Origin of the sequence: Variovorax sp. LjRoot84 (assembly GCF_964254305.1) — a bacterium.
GTDB lineage: Bacteria > Pseudomonadota > Gammaproteobacteria > Burkholderiales > Burkholderiaceae_C > Variovorax.
On sequence record NZ_CAXUTE020000001.1, the window covers coordinates 2,941,930 to 2,961,312 of the forward strand.

The following is a 19,383-nucleotide window of genomic DNA, read 5'->3' on the forward strand; positions in this document are numbered from 1 at the left end:
CGTGCTTTGCGTGGTTGCCTGCCCATGACTCCAGTCGACGCAAGCGCGCAGCCCGGCCAAGCCCCGTGGACCTGTCCTTTCTGCCCCTTGTTGTGCGACAGCTTCGGCGTGGAACTCGCGCCGCCCGGCACGCCGCCCAGGCTGACCGGCAGCGAGTGCCCGCGCGCGCGCAGTGCGCTGGCCGCATTCGGCGGCGCGGCCGCAACCGAGCGGCCGCGGCTCGACGGCCGCGACTGCGATCTCGATACCGCGCTGGCCGCCGCCGCATCCTTGCTCGCGGCCAGCCGCCAGCCCTTGTTCGGCGGCCTCGGCACCGACGTCGCGGGCGCCCGGGCACTCTATGCGCTGGCTTGCGAAACGGGTGCCATCTGCGACCCGGCCCGCGGACCGGCGCTGATGCACGGCCTGCGCGCGCTCCAGGATCGCGGCGGCTTCTCGACCACGCTGGCCGAAGTGAGGACCCGGGCCGACCTCATCGTCTGCATGACCGGGGAGCCCACGCCGCGCTATCCGGAATTCTTCCGCCGCTGCGGCGTGGGCGGGCCGGAGGGCGCGCGCACCGAGATCCTGCCGCTGCACGGCGATCTGTTCGACACCGTGGCGCTGCTCGCGGCGCTCGTGGCCGGCCGTCTCGCTGCGGACGATGCGCGCGTGCCGGCCGACCTCGCAGCACTGTCGGAGCGTCTGCATGCAGCCCGCTATGCGGTGCTGGTGTACGAGCCCGGATGCCTGCCCGCCCACGGCGCGCTGATCGTCGAAGGCATCCAGCGCATCGTCGCCACACTCAACCGCAGCACGCGCGCGGCCTCGCTGTCGCTGGGCGGCGACGACGGCGCCGCGACCGTGAACCAGGTGTTCGCCTGGCTGTCCGGCCTGCCTTTGCGTTCGCGTGCCGGGCCTGCGGGACTCGAGCATGAGCCGCTGTGCTTCGATGCGGAGCGCTTGCTGGCCGATGGCGCGGTGGACACGCTGCTGTGGGTGTCGAGCTTCGGCCCCGAACCCGGGCCGCCGCCGGTGGACCTGCCGCGCATCGTCCTGGGCCATCCGCAGATGCGGCTGCAGCAGGAAGCGATGCCTCCCCGCGAGCTGGTGTTCATCCCCGTGTCGACGCCGGGCATCGGGTCCGGCGGCCATCTCTTCCGCACCGACGGCTCGGTCCTGCTGCCGTTGCGGCCGCTGTACGACGACGGGCTGCCCAGCGTGAGCGACGTCGTCCGGCGCCTGACCCAGTCGGTACAGGCACTGAGGCGAGGGCTTGCGCAATGACGACCCTTTGCCTGCGCGGCGGCCGCGTCATCGATCCGGCGAACGGGTGCGACGAGGTGCGCGATCTTCATGTGCGCGAGGGCCGCATCGTCGAGCCGGCGCCGCATGGCGCCGCGACCGAGGACATCGACGCGAGCGGCTGCATCGTGATGGCCGGCGGCATCGACATGCACACCCACATCGGCGGCGGCAAGGTCAATCTCGCGCGCATGCTGATGCCGGAAGACCATCGGGCCAACGCCAACCCTCTTGCGCTGCCCGACAACGCGCTCGAGATGGCCTCCTGCGGCACCTGCACGCCCGGCACGCTGGCCACCGGCTACCGCTACGTCGAGATGGGCTACACGGCCGCCTTCGAGCCAGCCATGATGGCCTGCAATGCGCGCCATACGCACATGGAAATGGGCGACACGCCGATCCTCGACCATGGCGCCTACGTGATGCTCGGCAACGACGAGCTGTTCCTGCGCATGCTGGCCGAGCGCTGGGATTTCGAACGCATCCGCGACTACGCCGGCTGGACCATCAACGCCAGCAAGGCGATGGGCGTGAAGGTGGTGAACCCAGGCGGCATCTCGGCCTTCAAGTTCAACCAGCGCAAGCTCGACGTCGACGAAAACCACGTGCACTGGCAGATCACGCCCAGGCAGGTGGTGCACACGCTGGCGCGCGCGCTGCGCGAGCTGGGGGTGCCGCATCCGCTGCACATCCACGGCAGCAACCTCGGGGTGGCCGGCAATATCCAGTCCACGCTGGACACCATCGCCGCGCTGGAGGGCTTGCCCGGACACCTGACGCACATCCAGTTCCATGCCTATGGCACCGAGGGGCCGAAGAAGTTCTTCTCGGCCGCCCTGCAACTCGCGGAGGCGGTGAACGCGCACAAGAACGTCAGCATCGACGTCGGGCAGATCATGTTCGGGCAGACCGTCACGGCCTCCGGCGACACCATGCGGCAGCACGCGCAGTCGGGCCTGGCCGATCCACGCAAATGGATCGGTGCCGACATCGAATGCGAGGCAGGCTGTGGCGTAGTGCCCTTCCGGTATCGCGAGCAGAGCTACGTGAATGCGCTGCAGTGGGTGATCGGGCTGGAGATCTTCCTGCTGGTCGACGACCCATGGCGCGTGGTGCTGACCACCGACCATCCCAACGGCGGCCCGTTCACCAGCTATCCGCACCTGATCCGCCTGCTGATGGACCGCAGCTTTCGGGAGGAGCAACTGGCCAAGCTGCATCCCGAGGTGGCTGCGCACGCCGCGCTGCGCTCGATCACGCGCGAGTTGTCGCTCTACGAGATTGCGATCATGACGCGCGCCGGTCCCGCCCGCCTGCTGGGCCTGCGCGACCGCGGCCACCTGGGCGCGGGCGCGGCAGCCGACATCGCGGTGTACCGCGAGGACGGCAACCGCGAGGCCATGTTCGCGACGCCCGCGTACGTGTTCAAGGACGGCGTCCTGGTATCGCGCGCCGGCCGCGTGACGGCGGTGCCCGTGGGCGGCACCCACTTCGTCGCGCCGGAGTACGACCGCGGCATCGAGCAACGGCTGCGCCGGCACCTCGCCGCGCAAGGGTCGGTCAACTTCGATCACCTCGCGATCGGTCACGACGAACTGTGCCAGTGCTGCCGCGGTGGGCGCCTGCTGCCGGCGGCCTGTTTCGAGGGGACCTCATGATCGTCAACGGCGTCGCGATCGACGACGGCTTCGCCGAGGCATTCCCGATGAAGGCCACGCGCATCGTCATCACGGCGCACAACCCCGTCTGGGCGCGCCACGCGGCGGTGTCGGCCACCGGCTTCGCGACTTCGGTGATCGCCTGCGGCTGCGAAGCCGGCATCGAGCGCGAACTGGCGCCCGAGGAAACGCCCGATGGCCGGCCGGGCATTGCGGTGCTGATCTTCTCGATGTCGGGCAAGGAGCTGGCGAAGCAGATCGAACGCCGTGTCGGCCAATGTGTGCTGACCTGCCCGACGACGGCGGTGTTCGCCGGCATCGCGGAGGGCGAAGCCGTGGCCCTGGGCAAGAACCTGCGCTTCTTCGGCGACGGCTGGCAGACCAGCAAGGTGATCGCCGGTGTTCGCTACTGGCGCGTGCCGGTGATGGACGGCGAGTTCGTCGCGCAGGAAACCACGGCGGTGGTCAAGGCCGTCGGCGGCGGCAACCTGCTGCTGCTGGCGCGCGATACCGATGCGGCCTTGGCCGTGGCCGAGGCCGCGGTGGCGGCGATGAAGCAGCTGCCCAACGTCATCATGCCCTTCCCCGGCGGCGTGGTGCGCTCGGGCTCGAAGGTCGGCAGCAAGTACCCGGCGCTCAGCGCGTCGACCAACGACGCCTTTTGCCCCACCTTGGTAGGTTTGGTGGCGCATAGCGAACTGGCGCGCGGCGGGCCGGCGCAGCAGATCGGTTGCGTGATGGAGATCGTGATCGATGGCCTGACGGAGGCCGACGTGGGCGCGGCCATGCGCGTGGGCATGGAGGCCGCCGTGGCGATCGGACAGCCCGGCGGACTGCTGCGCATTTCCGCCGGCAACTACGGCGGCAAGCTGGGTCCGTTCCACTTCCATCTGCGCAGGCTGCTCGCCGCGGGAGATGACCAATGAGCGGGTGGCATTTCAGGCTGCGGCAGGCGCCTGCGCTGCGCGTCGATCTACGCGGCATCACGCCGGCCGTGCTTGCAGGGCTCCCGATCGAGCAGGTCGAGCGGCTGCCGGTCGGCCATGGCAACACGACGCTGGCGCTGGCGGAACTCTTCGACATCGCGCCGCGCGAGGAGGGCGTGCTGCATTTCGAAGGCAGTCTCGAACGCTTCGACCGCATCGGCTGGCAGATGGACAGCGGCCGCATTCGCGTCGAGGGCCATGCCGGCGACTATGCGGGCGGCTGCATGCGCGCAGGCGAGCTGCAGATCGAGGGCCGCGCAGGCCTGCTGGCTGCTTGCGAAATGGCGGGCGGCACGCTCACCGTCGAGGGCGATGTCGGCGACTTCGCCGCCAGCACCTTGCCCGGCAGCATGGACGGCATGCGCGGCGGCACCTTTATCGTCCGCGGCAATGCGGGCGAGCGCTTCGGCGACCGCATGCGGCGCGGCACCGCCCTGGTCCATGGCGACGTGGGGGCTTTCCTCGGTTCGCGCATGGTCGCGGGCACCATCGCCGTAGGTGGCCGTGTCGGCGTCCATGCGGGCCATGGCATGCGTCGCGGCAGCGTGGTGTTTGCGGGGCCCGGCGCGGCCGTGCCGATCGGCGTCGAGACGATGCCGACCTTCGTGGCGAATCGCGCCGCGACCCCCGTGTTCTGGGCTTTGCTGGCGCGCGATCTGGCGCGCCATGGCGGAGCTTTCGGCGAACTGCCAGCGCGCCGCATCGAGCGCCATCTGGGCGATCTCGCAGCCGATGGCAAGGGCGAGCTGATCTACGTGAACCCGTGACCCACGGCTCTTCTAACATCTGGAGTTTCTGTGACGCATCCCCATCTCTTCCACGCCGGCGAGGCCACCGTGCTCGCCAAGGACGGCCAGTTCACCGATGCCATGCCGGAGATCCTGATCGGCCTTGTCGACGGGCCGGTGGGCGCCGCCTTCGCCGGCATGATGGCGCAGAGCAAGGGCCACACGGCGATGTTCGCGATCCGCGCCTGCAACCAGCTCGTGCGACCGGCGACCATCATGGTGCCCAAGGTCACGCTCAAGGATTCGGCCAACATCGAGCTCTTCGGCGGGGTGGTGCAGAGCGCGACCGCTGACGCGGTGGTCGATTGCCTGATCGAGGGCATCATTCCCAAGGACCTGGCCAACGAGCTGTGCATCATCAGCCTGGTGTGGATCGATCCGCGATGCGCCAGGGACGACAATCTCGACAAGAAAGACATGTACCGCACCAACTACGAGGCCACCAAGCTCGCGATCCGGCGCGCGTTGAACAACGAGCCCACCGTGGACGAACTGATCGCCAACCGCCACCGGATCAAGCACGACATGGACGACTGGAGCTGAATGCCTAGGGACTGTCTCAGCTTCGCGCTGCTCGACGACTGCGCCTCGACGCGCGAGCGGCCGACCAGCCGGCTGTACACCGGCTATGTCCGCCAGCACCGGTGCACCGACCCGGCGAGTCTCGACACCGTGTGGGACCAGGTCGATGCCGATCTGCGGCAGGGCCTGCACGCGGTCCTTCTGGCCGACTACGAGTGGGGTGCCAAGCTGCTGCATGCCGGGCAGGCGCGGCTCGCATCGGAAGATGCTTCGGCGCTGCGGGTGCTGATGTTTCGCCAATGCGCGAGGCTCTCGGCCGACGAGGTCGCCACCTGGCTCGCGGAGCGCGAACAGAGCGAATCGTCCGAAGCCGGCGAGCCGCAAGCAGCCGGCGTGATGGAGCTCGTGTCCAGCATAGACGAGGCCGCCTTCACCGATGCCATCGCGCGCATTCACGCCGCCATCCGGGCGGGCGAGACCTACCAGGTCAACTTCACCTACCGCCTGCAAGGCCGAAGCTACGGTTCGCCCGTGAGCCTGTACCGGCGGCTGCGCGCGCGCCAGCCCGTGGCCTACGGCGCGCTGATCGCCTTGCCGCAGAGCGAGAAGGAGGGGGAGGGCGATGTCACGCACGTGCTCTCGTGCTCGCCCGAACTCTTCCTGCGCCACGACGCCGGCGTGCTGACAGCGCGTCCGATGAAAGGCACGGCGGCGCGCGGCGGCGCGCCCGAGGGCGACAGCGAGATGGCGCGCCTGCTTTCGGTGGACCCCAAGAACCGCGCCGAGAACGTGATGATCGTCGACCTGCTGCGCAACGACATCGGCCGCGTGGCGCGCATCGGTTCGGTGAAGGTGCCGGCGCTGTTCGCCGTCGAACCCTACGCCACGGTGTTCCAGATGACCTCGACCGTGCAGGCGAGGCTGCGCGCCGAGGTCGGCATGCCCGAGCTGCTGCGCGCGGTGTTTCCCTGCGGTTCCATCACCGGCGCACCCAAGCACCGCACGATGGAATGGATCGCCGCACTGGAGAGCACGCCGCGCGGGCTCTACTGCGGCGCCATCGGCTGGGTCGATGCGCCGGCGCACGGCGCGCGCATCGGCGACTTCTGCCTGTCGGTGGCGATCCGCACCCTGACGCTCGGCGCCGAGGCCGGGCAGTCGCGGCCGCTGCGGCTGGGCATCGGCGCCGGCATCGTGCAGGACAGCCGCGCTGCCGACGAGTTCGAAGAGTGCCGGCTCAAGGCCCGCTTTCTCACCGGCCTCGACCCCGGCTTCGAGCTGTTCGAGACCATGCATGCCACCCCAGAAGGCATCCGGCACCTGGAGCGACACTTGGCGCGGCTGGCGCGCAGCGCCCGCTCCTTGGGCTTCGCCTTCGACCGCGACGCATCGCTCGCGGCCTTGCGCGACGCGCTGCCGGCACTCGCGCCGCGGCAGCCCTCGCGCCTGCGCCTGGCGCTGGCGCATGACGGGCGGCTTCGTCTCACGCACGCACCGCTGGCGCCCCTGGCCGGCGGCGCGGTGAAGCTGCTGATCGCCGACGAGCGATTGCCCGATGCGAACCCGTTGGCTGCGCACAAGACCACATTGCGCCGGCACTACGACGCCGGCGTGCGTGCCGCAGAAAGCGCCGGCGCCTTCGACAGCCTGTTCTTCACGGCCGACGGCCGGCTCGCCGAAGGCGGACGCAGCACGCTGTTCGCGCGCATCGATGGGCGCTGGTGGACGCCGCCGCTTGACGACGGCGCGCTGCCCGGCGTGATGCGCGAGGTGCTGCTGGAAGATCCCGCGTGGCGCGCCGCCGAACGCACGCTGCGCCGGGAAGACCTGCAGGCGGCGCAGGCGCTCGTGGTGTGCAACGCGCTGCGGGGCGCACTGCCGGCGCAGCTCCAGCTCCAGGCGCATGAGGTTTCGGCGGCGTGATGCGCGTTTCGATCCCGGCCCGGAAATGAAGCTGGCGCTGTTCGATCTCGACCACACCTTGATTCCGTTCGACAGCGGCATGGCCTGGACGCGCTTCCTGATCGCGCGCGGCGTCCTGCCGGCGGATGCGGAGTCGGTCTACCTGGGCTATTGCCAGCAGTACGTGGCCGGCACGCTGGACATCCGCGAACTGCATCGCATCAGCGTCGCGCCGCTGGCGCGCTTCGGCCTCGCCGTGCTGCGGCAATGGGCGAGCGAGTTCGAGGCCGAGATGGCGCCGCAGGTGCCCGAGGCGATGCGCGCGCTGGTGCGCAGGCACCAGGACGCGGGCCACCTCTGCGCCATCGTGACCGCCACCACCTGGCTCATCGCCGAGCCCTTTGGCCGGCTGTTCGGCGTTGCCGACGTGCTGGCGACGCAGTCGCTGGTCGTCAACGATGCGCTCGACGGGGCGATCAACGGCGACCCCTGCTTCGGCGCCCACAAGCTGATGCATGTGAGCCGGTGGCTGGCCGCGCGAGGCATGAGCCTCGAGGCCCTCGAGCAGTCGTGGTTCTATTCCGACTCGATCAGCGACCTGCCCCTCCTGGACGCGGTCTCGGATCCGGTGGCGGTGTGCCCGGACGAGCGCCTGCGCGCCCTGGCCCTGCATGCCGGCTGGGAAATTCTCGAACGCGCCTGAAGGGCCGATGTCGGGAGTCCTCCGGCAGCGCGACCGGCTACAGTCGGCCAGGAGCCGACCTTCGCCGTGAACTCTCAACGTCAGTTCCTCCAGCACATGGTCGCGGCCCTCTTGATTGCACATCAGCCTGGGCGGGAACTGGAATGAACCAGGCGGAGCTTGGCGGCCTTGAGCGGCGCGATCGCGTCTCGAACCTTCCGCCAAAGCTCGGCGCGGAGCTCGGATGGCGTGCTGCGGTAGTACAGCGTCTGGCTTCACGTCGCGAAGACGAGCCGTCAGGCGTGCGCTCGGCCCAGATAGAAGCGCCCGCAGTCGATCAGCGTCTTGTCAGTCCATGAGGTTGTGCGGACGAGGATGACCATGCGCCGCTATGGAAAGAGGAGCCAATGGCCGCTGGCTGTCGTCGCATCCCGTTTGTTGGCCGTCGACGAGCTTCTTCGCCTTGCAGTCGAGCTTGTCAAAAATGATCTCCCGTTCGGCCTGGCTCGTGGTCAACGCGACCCGGCCCGCGAACTCGCCGCCCCGATGGACATCGGCATGCGCGGAAATCTGCTCGCCATCACCAGTCACCTCGATGGTGATGACCGCGCCTCGATAGTCGAATTTCCTCTGAATCTCATTGTTCATATTGATCTCCCTGGGAAGCTGCACGAGCTGCAACTCGGAGTTGGGGCAACGCTGTACCAAGAGTCAGCTGCCGGCGGCAGCCGGACCACCTCTAGGATGTGGTCACGGGCATGCAACGGCGCGAACGACGGTCATGCCAATCGTCGTTCGACCCAGTGGGTATCGTTACCAAAGAGACGATTTCCCCGGTGTGCAACGAAGGCCAATTTTTCCCGGTTATGAGGTGTGTCCGGTCGCCACAGCTCATGGACAACGGCCACAGTCTCTTGCTGGACTACGTCGTTCGAGCGCCGCAGCCTGATTTCGATGAGGGCACGTGTTTTACGGGACACCTGGCTTTCTCCTTTCCGTCGGTTGGGGCTGTCCCCCACGTAAGAGCGTGCTGTCTTACGTCGCATCAGGCGCAATGTACGGCAATATTCGCCGGATGTGAACTTTTCACATACTCTTCACATAGGTGCCAAGATGTACTTGACCGGGAATACGCATGGACTCGTCACTGAACAACACCATGGTTGACGTGAGCTCGGGCCCAAGTTCGCTGAACGAACTTCGGGATCTGATCCTCAAGCTATACGGCAGCGAAGCGGCAGCGCTCGAGCCACACGCGCCCCTGCGCGACAAGGGATTCGATTCGCTGACGCTGATCGAATTCGTGTTCGCGATCGAAGACCGCTTCTCCATCTCTATTGCGGATGACGAGACGAACAGCGTGGACACGCTGGCCGGGCTCGCGGCGGTAGTCGACGACAAGATCCGGATGACGCAAGCCAAGTGAAAGCCGAGGTCGCCGTCAATAGCGGCATATCCGTCATCGCTCGAACGCTGCCTCTTGGCGAGGCCAGGGCTCGTTGATGGCAGCAAGCCCGTCGTCGGTGAAATAGAGGTCGAACTCTCCACGGCGGGGCCATCCCGCGCTGCTCGCGGAGGGCAAGTTGAGCCGCGCATGGCGCGCCTAAGGTTCGTGCCTACCTGAAGGCGAAATAGGCACCATGAGCTCAAAGGCTGCAGTCGCGACTACCTACCGGGAGGCCTGGCGCCGAGTTCCGCGCTGCCATGACTTGCTCAGTTGCCTGGTTTGCCGCCCACTTGGTGGCTGCGGCGCGCATTCAATCGACAAGCTTCGACGCGTGCTCCAGTGCGCCACATTTCGTCAGGACGCGGTCCATTGGGAGATCGTGACTTGACGCCCTGACGGCTGAATGATTGCAGTCCAACACGGTCCATGACCGGCCCGAGCTGTAGCCTGTGGAGCTAGGTTCGCTACAAGAAGCCCTGCCCGGACTTTCGTCTCTGGGCAGGGCCTCCGCGCGTTCGGGGTGTCCGTTTCCGGCTTTCCCGAACTCGAAACGCTAGCTTGACCTTCCTCCAGTGCAACCGCATCGGATGGGTTCGGTGCACCCCGCAGGACGCCGCCTACTTGGTCGGTCCGGCGCACGATTCATCCTGCGGAACCTGTGGAACTGGGCGCGACGGTCGCTTCTGCTGGCCCTTATCTGCCAGGCCCACCACCACCGCCGGGACCGCCACCACCACCGCCGGGACCGCCACCACCACCGCCGGGACCGCCACCGCCGCCGCCGGGACCGCCACCGCCGCTGCCGGGACCACCACCGCCGCCGCCGGGACCACCACCGCCTGCACCGCCACCGCCTGCGCCGCCACCGCCTGCGCCGCCGCCGCCTGCGCCGCCGCCGCCTGCGCCAGCAGCGCCTGCGCCAACAGCGCCTGCGCCAACACCAGCACCTCCGCCGCCAGCGCCGCTACCACCCGGGTCTGCGCTGGCTATTCCAACGGTCCCGCCTCCGCCCGAATCTTTGGAGATCACAGCTGAGTTGGCCGCGCCAGAAAAACCGGTCGCCCCCGGAGGTGACCCTGAGCCCCCGACCAGGGGCGATCGCACCAACTGACTTGCGTTCCTGGTGTTGAAGCAAGGCGCCTCCCCAAAGGGGTTGTACCGGTCGCATGCGGCCGAGCTTCTTGGTGCCGCAGGAGGAGCGGCGGCTTGGAACCGTGTATCTGGACGCGCCAATGGACGCGCGTCGCCGACGCTGGGATGCGTTTCAGCAGCAGGCGGCCTCACCAGCGCCACGGCAGGTGCCGGTGCCGGTGCCGGTGCCGGTGCCGAAGTGGCCGGCGTGGCAGCCTTGGCTTCGAACGCGTCTGTCCTGGCAGTTCTGGGCTCTGGGGGTTGTTGCACTCTTGGCACCGGCCCCGGTGTCGGCGTCGGTGCGACACGCGCCGATCTAGGCGAAATGCGGACCGTCATCACGGTTGTTGGAGCCTGCTGCGGAGCGAGGTCGTCTTGGGCGACCGAGTCAGTCGGTGCATCCTGGGCAGGCACGCTTGATGGAGTGTGCGGCGATTCGGGCTGCTTTGCGCCTTCCGTTGCCGGCGCGGCCGATTGAGTGACCACCACTGTTTGGTCCGCAGGCGCCGCCGGCGGCGCAGCAGTGGCCATCGTCTGATCCACAGAGGCTGCAGGCGGCTGGGGAACAGCTTTCGCCGCGCGGTTCACAGAGCCGGCAGAAGGCGGGGGAGAAGTTGCCGTCGACGGGCCCACCGGCACGAGGGGCGATTGCGACGGAGGCGCTTCTGTTCGTTCCGTGGGCAGGTTGGCCGACTGCAGCAGAGACGAGATCGCGCTCGAAAGCGTCGGGCCGCTCATCGCAGAGCGGCCCAAGTACCAGAAGACGAAGGCTCCATACAACAGCGCCAGGACGATCAACAGCCAGACGATAGAGACGTCGACGCCGTGCGGCACGGGGATAAAGCCGATGCGTCTCGGCGCGCGCTGACTTTTCTGCTTCAGAACAGCAGCGTTCAATGGCAACAAAGAGGGCGAAGCCGTTTGCAGCCAGCGCGGCTCGCTGACGGTAGTGTCGAAGGTCGTCGTGCCCGAGCGAATGCCCGAAAACTTGCCGGCACAGCCGCAGCAGTACCTGGCGCGGTCCCTGTTGGGCGTGTGGCACGACTCACAGAACTTCGTCACACCGGCATTCCCCCGGACAGGACAGCAGCGCTTGGGGCGCTACGGAATAGGGATGAACTTCGTGATGATCACGAGCGAATTGATCACGACCCAGAACGCCACGAAGTCCATGGCCCATGCCCGCTTTGAGAGGCCACGCGGCGGCTTCGGCGGCGGTACCTGTTCGCCCGAATTCTTGCTGGCTGCATAGAACGCAGGCAGCTTGTGAGAGCAGCATTTGCAGATGTGTGCGGAGCCCGTGTTGATGGTGCTGCAGGCCTCACAGATTTCCGCCGAGCTGCCTGCTTGCAATCTTGCGAGATCGATGAGGTTGCCGAAGGCAACGCTCGAAGAGGGACTCTTAGTCTCGGCAACAAAAACGGCAGCGGCTGTCATTGATGCGCTCCTGGACGAAGGACGGTTGCGGGTTCGGTGTGCGCCCGCGCGCCGCGGTAGCGTTGCGCTTTGGCTTGAGCCAGGCTTCGCCCCAATCGGTGTTCGGCGACGGCGATCCTTGCAAACATCAGTAGGTCGGTGTCGTCGGGACCGGCGCCCGAACCTTCGATCTGCTTTCGGAACGCTCGAACGATGCGGCCCTGAACTGCCTTGCGGACCCGCACCGCCGCAGCCCTTGCCCTGCGGGCACTTCGCTCGCAAGGTTCGATGGACCTTCGTGCCCGCGCGCCGCGGTGCCGCAGTGCAGCAAGACGGCGCCTCTTCCTCGCTAGCGGGCCCTTTCTGCGTGTGACAGACTTTGACATCTCGGTCTCCTTCGACGGCGCGGCAAATGTGAAGGCTTCACATTTGTACTACTCTTGTCTTATAGTGGCGAGGACTTTTGTAAGACTTCGGCGGATGTCGCTGGTCCAGTTGGTAACTGGGTGTTAACGCCCATCTCACCCCGTCCAAGGATCCACGTGTCGCACCAAACCTTGCGCGCGCTGTTCGAGATCAGGCTGCGCTGGACTGACAAGGTGCTGCAGGAAGCTCCTACTCAGGTCAACGGCGGCTTGTGGGTTCCTGACACGCCTCGCAATAGAGAGAGGCTTCAACAGGCTGCAGCGCTGGGAGACAGACTTCATGGCCACGAAACCCACTGGATCGAAAGACGCCAAGCGTGATCAAGCCCGGCGTCGATCGATCTGCGACAGATGACGCAGACGACAGAAGGCCAACTCTCCTGGGTCCTCTCGGCTTGCGCACGCGTCATGCGGCCGTTGGTCAGGCTCGCGCTGGCCTTCGGCGTCAAGCATGCCCACCTGGAGGAACTGCTGCGCGACGTGCTGGTCGACGAAGCGCGCAGCGCTTGGCTCAAATCCAAGGGCGCCGAGCCGAACATCAGTCAGCTGTCGGTGACGACAGGCTTGAACCGCAAGGCGGTGACTGCCATGGTGCGTGAAGCGGAAGATCCGTTGCCGCACACCGGGATGTCGGCCGCGGCCAAGACCCTGACCTTGTGGCTGCACATGATCGACGAGGACCCTGCGCACCGGTCCCTGCCCATCGTGGCCGAAGCCCCGGCGTCATCGTTCGAAACCGTCGCCCGGCGCGCCAGCCATGGCAACGTGCACCACCGCGCCATCCTCGACGAGCTGGTGCGTTTGAACATGGCGATCGAGCACGAGGGCCGCGCCGAGCTCAACGCCACCGCCTTCGTTCCGGCGAAGGACTTGAAGACGATGCTCGCCTTCCTGGGCGACAACACGCGCGACCACCTGCTCGCGAGCGTGGCCAACACGCTCGGCGCAGAGCCGCCCTTGCTCGAACGATCGGTATTCGCAACCGGGATTGCGCTGGAGGACTGCGAACGCATCCACGCCTTCGTGCGCGAGCGGTGGAACGAACTTCACGGCGAGTTGACCCGGGAGATGACGCGCGCCTTCGACGAGGCCGAAAAGACAGCTTCGGGTCGCATCAGGATCGGCATCTACACCTACTACGAAAACGGCACAACCGAGTACGCTAAAAACTCGGCCCCCGCTCCCTCCAAACGATCGCGAAGAAAGGCATGACGAGCACTTTGCTGCGCAACGGCTTTATGGCACTGCTCATTGGGTTGCTGCTCTCTTGCGGCGGCGGCGGCGGCGGCGGCGGCGGCGGCGGCGGTGGCAGCAGCAGCAGCAGCAGCAGCAGCGGAGCCGGAAGCGCAGCGTTCGGCAGCGCCGGCATTGCAGGATTGACCACCGAGTCGCTCGGCGGCGGCGGCGGCACCAGCGACGGCCAGGGCGGAAGCTCGTCCGGCACGGATGGCGGCTCGACAACGGCCTCCAGCGGCGACGACGGATCGGGCGTGGGCTCCGGCGGTACCGGCGTGAGCACCGCCGATGCGGCCGGCATCGGCGGGGTCGATGGCGCGGGCAGCATCATCGTCAGCGGACTGCGCTACGACACGGACACCGCCGTCATCAACCTCGAGGATGCCGCATCCCTGCAGCTGGGCATGAGCGTGAAGGTCAGCGGACCGGTCAACGCCGACTTCACGAGCGGCACGGCCCGCCGGGTCGATTCGGCGGCCGATATTCGCGGCCCGCTTTCATCGGTCGATCTGGCGCAGGGCAGCTTCGTCGTCATGGGCACCACGGTGACCACCGACAACGCCACCGTCTGGGCCGATGCGGCCGGGCTTGCTGCCATCGCACCCAACACGACGCTGCAGGTCTGGGGCCTGCCGGCGGCACCCGGCGTACTGCGTGCGACGCGCGTGGAGCAACACGGCCCCTCGGCACCGATCCTCACCGGCACGGTCCAGAACCTCGATCAGGCACGACGCACCTTCACGCTCGGCGGCTTCGTCGTCGACTACAGCGTCGCGGCCCTGAGCGGCAGCCCCGACGGGCGCCCGCCTGCCAACGGCACCCTCGTGCGCGTGCGTGCGAACATCGCCCTGCCGGGCCGCCTGCCTGCCACCCTCGTGCAGTGGTGGTACCCGGTGCCGACGGCGAACGCCACGCAGGTCCAGCTCGCAGGCGTCGTCACCGACTACGCGGGACTGGGTTCGCTGCGGGTGCTGGGCACGCCGGTGGACGCCTCTTCCGCGCAGATCACCGGCGGGCCGGCCGGCTCGGTCGGCAATGGCGTGAAGGTGGACGTTGCCGGCACGATGTCCAACGGCATCCTCAAGGCCACCAAGCTCAAGATCAGGCATATCCCTGGCACCGGCGGGCCGGCGTCGTTCATCCTGATCGGGGCCGTCGGCAATTTCAGCTCCGCATCGAGCTTCCGGGTACGAGGACAACCCGTGAATGCCGGCGATCCAGGCGTCGTGTTCGTCAACGGCAGCGCGTTGAACCTGGGCAACGGGGTTCGTGTGAGCATCGAGGGCGATCAGGTCGTCGATGGCATGCTGATCGCCACGCGCGTCAGTTTCAATCCATAGGCTCATGACCGATCGCATGAGCTGATGGGTGGACGCCTACCTGGCCGAGTGATCTCGCATGTCCGAAGGGCCTGTCGAGCTTGGTCAAGCGGCCACCTGAACTTCGGCTTTGGCCTAAGCCGTCCTACCCTAGCCGCATCCGCGACGCTCACCTTCGAGCCTCAAGGCTGGTATTCCGCCTATCGATGAAAACGGTCATGGCGTGACATCGTCGTCGGGCAATCAGAAAATGAACATGCTGGTTCGGGCAGAGCACGAGCGCCTTCTGAGGTTTGAACGCGCGGCGTCCGCGCTATCTAGACCTGGATCAGTCCCCAGCGCAGCGCGACCCAGGTCAGCTCCGCCTGGTTGCTCGCGCCCAGCTTCTGCTTAACGCGGTAGAGGTGCGAGCCGACCGTGCTGATCGAGAGGTTCAGCGTGGCGGCGATCTGCGCCACGGTCATTCCGCGCGCGAGCTGGATGAAGACCGAGAACTCGCGCTCGCTGAGCAATTCGGCCGGATTGGCGTCGCCCTCGATCTGCGCTGTCGCCAGCGCCTGCGCAGTATGGGCGTCGATGTAGCGTTCGCCGCGCGCCACCGCTTTCACCGCGGCGATCAGCGCCTCGGGCGCGCTGCGCTTGGCCAGGTAGCCGAGGGCACCTGCGCGCAGCACGCGGCGCGGGTGAGCGGTGTCCTCGTGCGCCGACAGCGCGAGCACGCGCGCCTTCGGATCGTGGGCGAGCAGGCGCCGCAGGGCTTCAAGGCCGCCCATGCCGGGCATCGACAGGTCCATCACCACCACGTCGGGCCGCACCTGCGGATAGTCCTGGCAGGCCTGCTCGCCGGTGTCGGCTTCGGTCACGACGTCGATCTGCGCGTCGGCCAGCAGCATGCGAAAGCCCATGCGCACCAGCGCATGGTCGTCGACGAGCATCACTCGGATTGCTTGGGTCGCTTGGGTCATGGGTTCTCCGCGACGGCCGCCGGCAAGGGCAGGCGCACCGTCAGTTGGGCACCGTTCGGCGCGGCGGGTTCCAGGTGCAATTCGCCACCCAGGCTTTCGATGCGCTCGGCGAGCCAGCGCAGGCCATAGTGGCCCGCGCCCGTTTCCCGGGTGGCTTCAGGGCCCGGCAGGCCGCGCCCGTCGTCGGTGAGCGAGAGCTTCACCGCTTCTTCGTCGCGATGCAAGGCAAGCACGATCCGGCGCGCCTGTCCGTGCCGCAGCGCGTTGGTGATGCCCTCCTGCGCGGCGCGGTACAGCACGAGCGCCGCGTCGGTGTCCATCGGCACGCGGTCGAGTTCGAGCCCGAGCCGCCATTCGATCTGTACTTCGCTGTGGCTCGTTCGCGTGCGTTCGACCAGATCCTCGAGCGCGGCCACCAGTCCGAACTTGTCGAGCACCAGCGGGGTCAGGCGCGGAATCATGCCGTGCATCGCGGTGTAGAGACGCGCCGATTCGTCGGCGATCACCCGCGCCGCCTGCTCTGCCTGTGGATCGAGTGCCTGCATGCGCTTGGCGATCGACAAGGCCATGCTGCGCATCGCAGTGACCGACTGCCCGAGCTCATCGTGCAGTTCGCGCGCGATCAACCGTCGTTCCTGTTCGATCTTCTGGTCGACCCAGCGGCCGAGTTCGCGGCTTTCGGACAAGCGGCTCTCCGCCCGCACTGCCCGCCGCTCGGTCTCGATGTGCTGCTGCAGCATGCCGACCATGCGGTTGAAGGCGGCGCCGATGGCCGCCGCCTCGGTCCCGGGCAGGGCGCGCAGCGCGACATCGAAACGCCCGCTCTCGAGCTGGTTCAGCGCGTCCACGATGTCCGCGAACGGGCGTGTGGCGCGTCCCACGAGCCAGAACACGAGCGCATTGACGATCAGCAGCAGGCCGAGCGCGCTGAGCATCAGTAGCGCGGCACTGTCCCAGGCATCGAGCACCGCGCGCGAGGCGTTGGAACGCACGATCAGCTTGCCGCCGGGAAAGGCGATGGACATTTTCGTCGGCGCAGGCGAGACGAGGCCGGCGAACCAGTGCGGCGCATCGCGGCCGGCCTTGTAGACCGAGGTCGGCGAGCTGTACAGCACTTGCTCCTCGTCATCGAGCAGCGTGATGTCGTTGGAGCGCACGCGGCCGACGCCCTGCAGGAAAGCCAGCATTGCCGGCGTGCCTTGGGCCGCGTAGAGCCACGCCGTCCGGTTCAGCAGCTGCGCAGCCACGCGATTGGCCGCCACCACTTCCTCCTGCACCGATTCGCGCATGGCGCGCAGCTGCAGGGCGAGCATGGCGGCGACGAACAGCAGGGTCAGCAGGCTCACGATCAGGTTGATCTTCAGGCGCAGCGTCATGTCGTTAACCGGCCCTAGCGCCGAAGCGGCCGTGCAGCGCGTAGCTGTCGAGTGCGGCGACCATCGCAGAGGCCATCGCCGGATGCGCCGGATCGTGGCCCGCACCGTCGACCCATCGAAGCTGGCCGTGCACGAGGCGCTCATGCACGGCCTGCGCGGCGTCCGGCCGGCAGACGCGGTCGTCGCGGGAATGCAGCAGCAAGGTAGGCACCTGCGGCAGCGCGCCGAGGCGATCGAGCAGCGGGGGCGCGTCGAGCCAGCAGCGGTGGATCAGGTAGTGGCTCTGCACGCGGTAGCGGTCCACCAGCGCGTCCTGCATTTCTAGCTCGGGTTCGATCTCGTCGGATGGCGCGGCCGCGCCGCCGGCCAGCGTTTGCTCCCAGCGCCACCACGCGAGGGCGAGTCGCCGGTGCAGGTCCGCGTTGTCGACGGTCGGCGCCTGCTGCAGGGCGCGGGCCAGAAAACCCAGCATGTCGTGGCGCTGATCGGCCGGCGCCACCGCCGCGAACCGCGCCCAGGCGGCGGGCGCGCGGCCCGGCGTGTCCTGGAAGAAGGCCTCGATCTCCTCGGTCGTGGGGAGGAACACCGAGCGCAGCAGCAGGGCCGCCACCGCCTGCGGCTCGAAGCCCGCATAGGCGAGCGCCAGCGTGGCTCCCCAGGAGCCGCCGGCCACCAGCCAGCGCGGCACCTCGAGCTGCTCGCGCACCATGCGCAGGTCTTGCAGCAGCTCGGCCGTGCGGTTGTGCGCGGTCGCGCCGCGCGGACGGCTCATCCCGGCGCCGCGCTGGTCGACGCTGATCACGCGAAAGCGCGACGGATCGAAGAAGCGGCGCAAGAGCGGCGAGCTGCCCGAACCGGGCCCGCCGTGCAGCACGAGCGCGCAAATGCCCGCCGGATCGCCGCTTTCCTCCACATGCAGCACATGGCCGTGCGGCACCGCCAGTGCATGGGTGCGCAGGGGCGGCGATTCGGGGTACAGGCCAGAAGGGAGCACGGGGCCATGGTAAGCGCCGGCCCCTTCGCCGCTATTCATGAAAATCATGAAGTGCGAATCATGATTTCATGGCTGGAGCGCGGCGGCCCCGCAGTCCAAGATGCGCAAGGGACACCACGGATCCCCGCGGCGGCCGACCGGCGCCGTGCAACGCTTCCAGGAGACACACACATGAAATGGGAAACCCCGACGGCCACTGATCTTCGCTTCGGCTTCGAGATCACGATGTACGTCAGCGCCCGCTGAGTTGCGCGCCTCGTGACAACCCGCCCCGGCACTCCCGGGGCGGGTTGTTTCGCCCCCTTTTTTCTCTTCTTCGATGCGCATCACTGTTCTGGGCTCGGCCGCCGGCGGTGGCTTTCCTCAATGGAACTGCAACTGCCCCAATTGCGCAGGCGTGCGCGCAGGCACGGTGCGCGCCAAGCCGCGCACGCAGTCCTCGATCTTCGTGCGGCCCGACGAGGGCGACGACGGCGTCCTGTTCAATGCCTCGCCCGATATCCTGGAGCAGATCCGCAGCAACCCGGTGCTGCAGCCGGCGCGCAAGCTGCGCGACAGCGCCATCGCCGGCGTGGCGCTGATCGACGGGCAGGTCGACCATGCCACGGGACTTTTCATGCTGCGCGAGCGCGGCACGCCGCTGCCGCTGTGGTGCACCGACCCGGTGGCGGAAGACCTGAGCCAGGGCAATCCGGTGCTGCGCGTGCTGTCGCACTACTGCGGCGTGGCGCGAAGCCCGATCGCGATCGACGGCGGCGCCTTCGAGGTGCCCGGCGTGCCCGATCTGGTCTTTCGCGCGCTGGCGCTGAGCGGCAAGGCGGCGCCGTATTCGCCGCACCGCGAGCATCCGGTTGCCGGCGACAACATCGGCGTCACGATTCGCGACCGCAAGAGCGGCAGGAGCGTGTTCTACGCGCCGGGCCTGGGCGCCATCACGCCGCCGGTGTTCGACGCCATGGCGAATGCCGACGTCGTCGTGGTGGACGGCACCTTCTGGACCGACGACGAGATGATCCGCCTGGGCGTCGGCGCCAAGCGGGCGCGCGAGATCGGCCATCTTCCGCAGTCGGGCGAGGGCGGCATGATCGAGTGGCTCGCGCGCCTGCCCGCGAGCACGCGGCGCATGCTGATCCACATCAACAACACCAATCCCATCCTCGACGAGGACTCCGATGAGCATGCCGCGCTGCGGCGCGCGGGCATCGAGGCCTGCGAGGACGGGATGACGATCCAGCTCTGAGAGCGCGGAGCC

The 19,383-nt window shown here is 67.8% G+C and carries 18 protein-coding genes; 12 read left to right on the top strand and 6 right to left on the bottom strand.

Features of this window, described 5'->3' with window-relative positions:
• Positions 1–24 precede the first annotated feature (24 nt).
• The 7 genes from ACSQ9I_RS14850 to ACSQ9I_RS14880 are packed head-to-tail and all read left to right on the top strand — an operon-like array spanning position 25 to position 7,843.
• Positions 25–1,266, top strand: coding sequence for a formylmethanofuran dehydrogenase (locus tag ACSQ9I_RS14850; protein WP_436313616.1), 1,242 nt, complete (start codon positions 25–27; stop codon positions 1,264–1,266).
• Positions 1,263–2,942 (top strand): formylmethanofuran dehydrogenase subunit A, encoded by a 1,680-nt coding sequence (locus ACSQ9I_RS14855; protein ID WP_436313617.1) that lies wholly within the window; start codon positions 1,263–1,265, stop codon positions 2,940–2,942. Before ACSQ9I_RS14850 ends, ACSQ9I_RS14855 begins: the two co-directional genes overlap by 4 nt.
• Positions 2,939–3,868 (top strand): formylmethanofuran--tetrahydromethanopterin N-formyltransferase, encoded by a 930-nt coding sequence (gene fhcD / locus ACSQ9I_RS14860; protein WP_436313618.1) that lies wholly within the window; start codon positions 2,939–2,941, stop codon positions 3,866–3,868. Before ACSQ9I_RS14855 ends, fhcD begins: the two co-directional genes overlap by 4 nt.
• Positions 3,865–4,695 (top strand): formylmethanofuran dehydrogenase subunit C, encoded by an 831-nt coding sequence (locus tag ACSQ9I_RS14865; protein WP_436304038.1) that lies wholly within the window; start codon positions 3,865–3,867, stop codon positions 4,693–4,695. Before fhcD ends, ACSQ9I_RS14865 begins: the two co-directional genes overlap by 4 nt.
• A gap of 30 nt (positions 4,696–4,725) precedes the next feature.
• Complete coding sequence (gene fae, locus ACSQ9I_RS14870; protein WP_093111717.1) at positions 4,726–5,259, top strand: formaldehyde-activating enzyme; 534 nt, start codon at positions 4,726–4,728, stop codon at positions 5,257–5,259.
• Positions 5,260–7,161 (top strand): aminodeoxychorismate synthase component I, encoded by a 1,902-nt coding sequence (pabB, locus tag ACSQ9I_RS14875; protein WP_436313619.1) that lies wholly within the window; start codon positions 5,260–5,262, stop codon positions 7,159–7,161.
• Between the two features lie 25 nt (positions 7,162–7,186).
• Positions 7,187–7,843 carry an HAD family hydrolase gene (locus ACSQ9I_RS14880; RefSeq protein ID WP_436304040.1) on the top strand — a complete coding sequence of 219 codons (657 nt, stop codon included), beginning with the start codon at positions 7,187–7,189 and terminating at the stop codon, positions 7,841–7,843.
• Positions 7,844–8,170: 327 nt separating this feature from the next.
• Here the strand turns inward: ACSQ9I_RS14880 and ACSQ9I_RS14885 are convergent, their stop codons facing one another.
• Entirely contained in the window at positions 8,171–8,470 is a 300-nt protein-coding gene (locus ACSQ9I_RS14885) for a hypothetical protein (protein ID WP_436313620.1), read from the bottom strand.
• Positions 8,471–8,957: 487 nt separating this feature from the next.
• Between ACSQ9I_RS14885 and ACSQ9I_RS14890 the strand changes: the two genes are divergently transcribed.
• Positions 8,958–9,248: an acyl carrier protein gene (locus tag ACSQ9I_RS14890; RefSeq protein WP_436290380.1), complete on the top strand. Its 291-nt coding sequence runs from the start codon at positions 8,958–8,960 to the stop codon at positions 9,246–9,248.
• 638 nt (positions 9,249–9,886) lie between these two features.
• Here the strand turns inward: ACSQ9I_RS14890 and ACSQ9I_RS14895 are convergent.
• Positions 9,887–10,240 (bottom strand): hypothetical protein, encoded by a 354-nt coding sequence (locus ACSQ9I_RS14895; protein WP_436313621.1) that lies wholly within the window; start codon positions 10,238–10,240, stop codon positions 9,887–9,889.
• 1,261 nt (positions 10,241–11,501) lie between these two features.
• Positions 11,502–11,837 (bottom strand): hypothetical protein, encoded by a 336-nt coding sequence (locus tag ACSQ9I_RS14900; RefSeq protein WP_436313622.1) that lies wholly within the window; start codon positions 11,835–11,837, stop codon positions 11,502–11,504.
• 755 nt (positions 11,838–12,592) lie between these two features.
• On the opposite strand from ACSQ9I_RS14900, the gene ACSQ9I_RS14905 reads away from it, so the two are divergent.
• A complete protein-coding gene (locus ACSQ9I_RS14905) occupies positions 12,593–13,453 on the top strand; it encodes a DUF6502 family protein (protein WP_436313623.1) in 861 nt (286 codons plus the stop codon).
• On the top strand, positions 13,450–14,817 hold the full coding sequence (locus ACSQ9I_RS14910) for a DUF5666 domain-containing protein (RefSeq protein ID WP_436313624.1): 1,368 nt from the start codon (positions 13,450–13,452) through the stop codon (positions 14,815–14,817). Before ACSQ9I_RS14905 ends, ACSQ9I_RS14910 begins: the two co-directional genes overlap by 4 nt.
• Positions 14,818–15,113: 296 nt before the next feature.
• Here the strand turns inward: ACSQ9I_RS14910 and ACSQ9I_RS14915 are convergent, their stop codons facing one another.
• Genes ACSQ9I_RS14915 through ACSQ9I_RS14925 form a run of 3 tightly spaced genes read right to left on the bottom strand, consistent with a single transcriptional unit; the run spans position 15,114 to position 18,179 of the window.
• Positions 15,114–15,761, bottom strand: coding sequence for a response regulator (locus tag ACSQ9I_RS14915; protein WP_093110154.1), 648 nt, complete (start codon positions 15,759–15,761; stop codon positions 15,114–15,116).
• On the bottom strand, positions 15,758–17,137 hold the full coding sequence (locus ACSQ9I_RS14920; RefSeq protein WP_436313625.1) for an ATP-binding protein: 1,380 nt from the start codon (positions 17,135–17,137) through the stop codon (positions 15,758–15,760). The genes ACSQ9I_RS14915 and ACSQ9I_RS14920 overlap by 4 nt, the downstream gene beginning before the upstream one ends.
• A gap of 4 nt (positions 17,138–17,141) precedes the next feature.
• Entirely contained in the window at positions 17,142–18,179 is a 1,038-nt protein-coding gene (locus ACSQ9I_RS14925) for an alpha/beta fold hydrolase (RefSeq protein ID WP_436313626.1), read from the bottom strand.
• A gap of 123 nt (positions 18,180–18,302) precedes the next feature.
• Between ACSQ9I_RS14925 and pqqA the strand changes: the two genes are divergently transcribed.
• Together pqqA and pqqB are read left to right on the top strand one after the other, a co-directional pair.
• Positions 18,303–18,377, top strand: a complete 75-nt coding sequence (pqqA, locus tag ACSQ9I_RS14930; protein ID WP_010100094.1) for a pyrroloquinoline quinone precursor peptide PqqA — start codon at positions 18,303–18,305, stop codon at positions 18,375–18,377.
• 73 nt (positions 18,378–18,450) lie between these two features.
• Positions 18,451–19,371: a pyrroloquinoline quinone biosynthesis protein PqqB gene (pqqB, locus tag ACSQ9I_RS14935; RefSeq protein ID WP_436313627.1), complete on the top strand. Its 921-nt coding sequence runs from the start codon at positions 18,451–18,453 to the stop codon at positions 19,369–19,371.
• Positions 19,372–19,383 lie beyond the last annotated feature (12 nt).

Coding starts and splice junctions, on each gene's coding strand:
- ACSQ9I_RS14850 (WP_436313616.1), top strand. CDS start 25: ATGACTCCAGTCGACGCAAGCGCGCAGCCCGGCCAAGCCCCGTGGACC.
- ACSQ9I_RS14855 (WP_436313617.1), top strand. CDS start 1,263: ATGACGACCCTTTGCCTGCGCGGCGGCCGCGTCATCGATCCGGCGAAC.
- fhcD (WP_436313618.1), top strand. CDS start 2,939: ATGATCGTCAACGGCGTCGCGATCGACGACGGCTTCGCCGAGGCATTC.
- ACSQ9I_RS14865 (WP_436304038.1), top strand. CDS start 3,865: ATGAGCGGGTGGCATTTCAGGCTGCGGCAGGCGCCTGCGCTGCGCGTC.
- pabB (WP_436313619.1), top strand. CDS start 5,260: ATGCCTAGGGACTGTCTCAGCTTCGCGCTGCTCGACGACTGCGCCTCG.
- ACSQ9I_RS14880 (WP_436304040.1), top strand. CDS start 7,187: ATGAAGCTGGCGCTGTTCGATCTCGACCACACCTTGATTCCGTTCGAC.
- ACSQ9I_RS14885 (WP_436313620.1), bottom strand. CDS start 8,470: ATGAACAATGAGATTCAGAGGAAATTCGACTATCGAGGCGCGGTCATC.
- ACSQ9I_RS14890 (WP_436290380.1), top strand. CDS start 8,958: ATGGACTCGTCACTGAACAACACCATGGTTGACGTGAGCTCGGGCCCA.
- ACSQ9I_RS14900 (WP_436313622.1), bottom strand. CDS start 11,837: ATGACAGCCGCTGCCGTTTTTGTTGCCGAGACTAAGAGTCCCTCTTCG.
- ACSQ9I_RS14905 (WP_436313623.1), top strand. CDS start 12,593: ATGACGCAGACGACAGAAGGCCAACTCTCCTGGGTCCTCTCGGCTTGC.
- ACSQ9I_RS14910 (WP_436313624.1), top strand. CDS start 13,450: ATGACGAGCACTTTGCTGCGCAACGGCTTTATGGCACTGCTCATTGGG.
- ACSQ9I_RS14915 (WP_093110154.1), bottom strand. CDS start 15,761: ATGACCCAAGCGACCCAAGCAATCCGAGTGATGCTCGTCGACGACCAT.
- ACSQ9I_RS14920 (WP_436313625.1), bottom strand. CDS start 17,137: ATGACGCTGCGCCTGAAGATCAACCTGATCGTGAGCCTGCTGACCCTG.
- ACSQ9I_RS14925 (WP_436313626.1), bottom strand. CDS start 18,179: ATGATTTTCATGAATAGCGGCGAAGGGGCCGGCGCTTACCATGGCCCC.
- pqqB (WP_436313627.1), top strand. CDS start 18,451: ATGCGCATCACTGTTCTGGGCTCGGCCGCCGGCGGTGGCTTTCCTCAA.